The sequence below is a fragment of the Leisingera sp. SA215 genome (assembly GCF_055902035.1).
This window is the reverse complement of record NZ_JBVVXU010000068.1, coordinates 1-4,373: the sequence shown is the minus strand read 5'-3', so window position 1 is coordinate 4,373 and position 4,373 is coordinate 1. Positions and strand designations below refer to the sequence as shown.

5 protein-coding genes are annotated in these 4,373 nt (G+C 56.5%); 1 reads left to right on the top strand and 4 read right to left on the bottom strand.

The genetic code is table 11. The features are described from left to right. Positions 1-260 (top strand): hypothetical protein (locus AC0KW6_RS22840; RefSeq protein ID WP_474036212.1); only part of this gene is annotated, 260 nt, incomplete at its 5' end. An 86-nt stretch (positions 261-346) separates the two neighbouring features. Here AC0KW6_RS22840 and AC0KW6_RS22835 read toward each other — a convergent pair. The 4 genes from AC0KW6_RS22835 to AC0KW6_RS22820 all read right to left on the bottom strand — a co-directional run. Beyond that, positions 347-1,555, bottom strand: a complete 1,209-nt coding sequence (locus AC0KW6_RS22835; RefSeq protein WP_474036117.1) for an IS91 family transposase — start codon at positions 1,553-1,555, stop codon at positions 347-349. A gap of 6 nt (positions 1,556-1,561) precedes the next feature. Beyond that, the gene (locus tag AC0KW6_RS22830; RefSeq protein WP_474036213.1) at positions 1,562-2,512 is read right to left on the bottom strand and encodes a tyrosine-type recombinase/integrase; all 951 of its coding nucleotides are present in this window, start codon (positions 2,510-2,512) and stop codon (positions 1,562-1,564) included. A gap of 190 nt (positions 2,513-2,702) precedes the next feature. After that, complete coding sequence (locus tag AC0KW6_RS22825; RefSeq protein ID WP_474036211.1) at positions 2,703-3,692, bottom strand: hypothetical protein; 990 nt, start codon at positions 3,690-3,692, stop codon at positions 2,703-2,705. Positions 3,693-3,870: 178 nt separating this feature from the next. Further along, a partial coding sequence (locus AC0KW6_RS22820; RefSeq protein WP_474035266.1) for an IS3 family transposase occupies positions 3,871-4,373 on the bottom strand: 503 nt, incomplete at its 5' end.

Sequence of the window (4,373 nt, the reverse complement as noted above, 5' to 3'; positions counted from 1 at the left end):
GATGCAGGTTTCTCAGACGCCGCGTGCTGACGTTTGATTTGCGCGATGCGTTGCCCGGCGTCGGAGAAGCGCTCAGGCGGGAAATCGCGTGGTTGGTCTTGGTGGGTCGGTTGCTATGGGGATTTGTAGGTTGGACTTGGCGTGTGGAAGATCTGAAAATTCGGTCGAATGGGTGCAATGAGGCCAATTTCGATTTCGCGTACGCGAGCATTCAGTCGATATGCCAGGTGTTTTGTCTCGATCCCGGGCCTTTGCCATGACGATGATCTCATCAGTGCAAAACGATGGGTTCGCAGACTGCAACTTCTGCGGTTATTGGTGTCTTTGGTTATGTTGGGCGAGCGTTTCATGCTGCGGCCCTTTTTGGTTTTGGCGGTGCTCTGGGGTGCTGGGCGGGCGCGAAGGTGTCAACGACAATCAACTGCCCACCACAGCATGGGCATGGCAGTGCCAGGACACGGACAGGCTCATCGGAATTACCTTGGCTGTCTTCATGATCGCGTCTCTGGTCTGGTGTTTTGGCTCCGAGCAGTTGCCTGATCCTGGCGATATTGGCGGCACGGTTGCCATTTCCGTAGAAGCCGTAGTGACGGATGCGGTGCTGGCCTTTAGGCAGGACGTGGATCAGGAACCTGCGGATGAACTCTGACGTCGCTAAGGTCATGGTGGTGTGTCGGCCCGCGCCATTGAGGCGGTAGTTCTTGACCTTGAAGGTCACACTGCCTGCATCGAACCGGATCAGGCGACTGTTGGATATCGCAATGCGGTGCGTGTAGCGCGACAGATATGCCAGCACCGCTTTGGGTCCGGCGAAGGGTTCCTTGGCATAGACGACCCAGTCGATCTTGCGCAGTGGTGCGAGCATGGCCTCGAACGCGGCGCTATCGGCCAGGCAGGCGTGGTCACCAAAGAAATTGAGCCGCCCGGTTTGGTGCAGTTTGGCCAGCCCTTCCAGAATGAGCCGCCGGTAAAGGCGGGACAGCACCCGCACGGAGAGGAAGAAGTTCTTTCGGCTGGTGATCCATCTTGTGCCATCGGTCGACAATCCACCACCGGGTACGATCATGTGGACATGGGGGTGGTGCGTCATTGCTGATCCCCAGGTATGGAGCACCGACGTGATGCCAACCCGCGCGCCCAGATGCTTTGGATCGGCGGCAATCTTGATCACGGTATCCGCGCTCGCGCGCATCAGCAGATTGTAGATCTCCCGCTTGTTCTGGTGCGCGATATCGGCGATCGGCTTTGGCAGCGTGAACACCAGATGGAAGTACCGCACAGGCAGCAGCTCGGCCTCGCGCGCTGCCAGCCAGGTCTTGGCTGCGCCCGCCTGACACTTTGGGCAGTGCCTGTTGCGGCATGAATTGTAGGCAATGTGCTCGTGCGCGCAATCTTCGCAGCGTGTCACGTGACCGCCGAGCGCCGCCGTGCGGCAACGCTCGATTGCCGACATCACCTTCAACTGGTTCAGGCTGATGTGGCCTGCATTGGCCAAGCGCCAGGCAGCTCCATGGGCGCGGAAGATATCCGCGACCTCCAGCATTGCACCTGCCAAGCCGAGCTATGATGCGCCCTTCTTGCCTCTCTTACGCGTGGCCGCCTGGCTCAGGTTATCCAGTGGGCTCTCCACGGCCGAGATCATCCCGGTAGCAACGCTGGCATAACGCGCGGTCGTGGTCAGCTTGGTATGACCGAGCAGGGCTTGAATAACTCGGATGTCCACACCGCGCTCAAGGAGGTGGGTCGCAAAACTGTGCCTTAGCGTGTGCAATGTGACCGGCTTCGTGATGCCTGCCGCTTTGGCCGCTTGCTTGAACAGGCGCGATATCTGGCGCGGCGACAGATGTTTGCCATTATACCCAGGGAAGATCACCCGGTCCGGGCCCGCCACGCCGTTGTCCTGACTGGTTGGGCGTTCCTTCCACCAGTCACGCAGAAGGCCCAGAATATCGGTGGGCAGCATGACGTTGCGGTCCTTGCGGCCTTTGGACTGCACGATGCGGATGATCTCTTGCTCGCCGTCGATATCGCCGACACGCAACCGGACCACCTCGCCCGCGCGCATGCCGCAGCCATATGCGAGCGACAACATCACGCGCGCCTTCAGGCTTGGTGCCATAAGCAGGATGCGTTTGACCTCGTTCCGGCTCAGCACCAGTGGGATCTTCACCGGTTCTTTGAGGCTGAAAATCTCAGCGACCAGATCATGCCGCCGCAGCGTCACCCGGAGCAGAAACTTCACCCCGGTCATCGTGCGATTACGCGTGCAGATGCTGGTGCCGGTCTCAATCAAATGCTGCTGAAAACCGCGCACATCATCCGGCTCAGCTGTCTCCGGCGAGCGCCCCAGCCAGGCCGCGAACCGCTTGCAGGCCCGCAAGTGACCAACCTGAGATGCCGGTCCTAAATTGCGCGCTGACATATCCGTAATCATGCGCGCGCGAAGCGGTGTGATCGATGTGGAATGCTGAATGTTCATGGGAAAACCCTCTGTCAACCGAGGCAAAATCACCTCGATCAACAGCACACACCCAACATCGCAAATCGCGAAACAAATCCCAGATCAGTGCAACGCCAGAAACGAGCGCCCTATCGCGAAGCGATTTAGTGCCAGAGCCCTTTGCGGTCACTGACCACTAGGCAGGCCCTCGCACCTGTAGCAAGCCGCGAATGGCGCTAAGCGGCCGTTGAAAGGACGGCTACTACCCAAGTGCTGCCCTTAGCACCGCGTAACTAGCTTGAACATCATCAAAGAATCCCTGTCCGAATTGCAGATAGGGACTGTCTTTGACGTATCGTGCTGGATGAACGTTGTTTCTCTGAATTCTAATCAGAGAAGCTAAATCTGAAGAGTTAAAAGAAACACCGCCTGTCTCCAACTCAGACAACCAACCTGCTTCTGTAGCGACCTCAATAAGTGTTTGGAAGCTCCATCGCATTGGGTTCTTGGTCTGCTTCTTCCTATTCTTGGGGGACAAACTTTGGAACGCCTTAGTGGCACCCATAAGATCGGTCTGGGCCCTAAAGAGGAGCTGGCACTCGGCTGCTGAGCCTAGCATTACTGCGGCTGCAAGAAAGGCTTGGTTGGCGGCCGCTTTCGCGGCTTCTGTCTCGTATACGTGAATCAGTTCCGCTAGCGCCCCACTGACATTTTCAGCCTCGAAGAGTCTCTTTCTTCCTCGCTCTCGCGAAGCATCATACTCTCTTCGGTTACCACGCCTCAGCTTTGCAAGTTCGCCGGCTTGAAACTCTTCCAGTGTCTCAACATGTTTTCGCTCCAAGACTTCATCATACTGCCTAGAAACCTCTTGATATTCTGAAGGCGCATCTTCGATCCTCCAGTAATGCCCTTTAAGGAGCCCATGTCTTCTTTCGATTTCCTCCATCCTGGCCTCAAGCAATCCAAGCTCGTTGCCGCATTCTCCATCTGCCAATCGCTTTTCAGTGAGGTGCTCAACTGGCATATCTACGAAGAAGACGTACTCATCGAACGTGACTATCCCTGCCTCAAGCAGTTCCAATGAAAGTTGCAGCTGACATGCTACAGTTTCGGCGCAAAGCCCCTTCTGTTTCTGTAAGTCGCTGTATTTCTTTACCAATTCCCGCGCCCTTGAATGGCTGAGTGCCTTGCGCAACAAGTGGACCAGAGCTGTCCGGTCATCGAAAAGACTCTCCGAGTTGTTTTCTGACATGCTGCTCAATAGCCTTCTGCAAACCCAACGATGTGCAAGCTCAGATATCTCCGAGCTATTTGCAAGGAGCCCACTGCCGCCCTTGTCCAGGCCAGCTACTTTGCTGCCGCAGCATGGTAGTCACAGCCCGAAGCAGACTGGAGTTCGTCCCGATATCCGGACAGTTTGATTATTGACCCTATGCTGCGCTTTTCCAAGTCATGGTTTCGTAGGCTTGCGCGGGGGTTAGGTAGCCGATTGCGGAATGACGCCGCTGGCGATTGTAGAAGACCTCAATGTATTCGAAGATCGCCGCCTTTGCCTGGACGCGCGTTTTGAAGCGCTCCCTATGAACCAGTTCCTTTTTCAGTGATGCGAAGAAACTTTCCATTGGAGCGTTATCCAGGCATTCGCCCGTACGGCTCATGGATTGCGTGATGCGTGCCGCCCCGAGCAATTTGCGGTATTCTTCTCCTGCGTATTGCACGCCGCGATCCGAATGATGAATGAGCCCTGGAACCGGTCCACGGCGCCCCAGGGCCATGTTCAAGGCATCACAGCACAGTTCGGATCGTAGATGATCGTCCATTGCCCAGCCGACGATTTCACGTGTTGCCATGTCTTTGATAGCGGCGGCGTAGAGCCATCCTTCGTCCGTATCGACGTAAGTAATGTCAGCAAGCCAAACCCGGTTTGGAACGG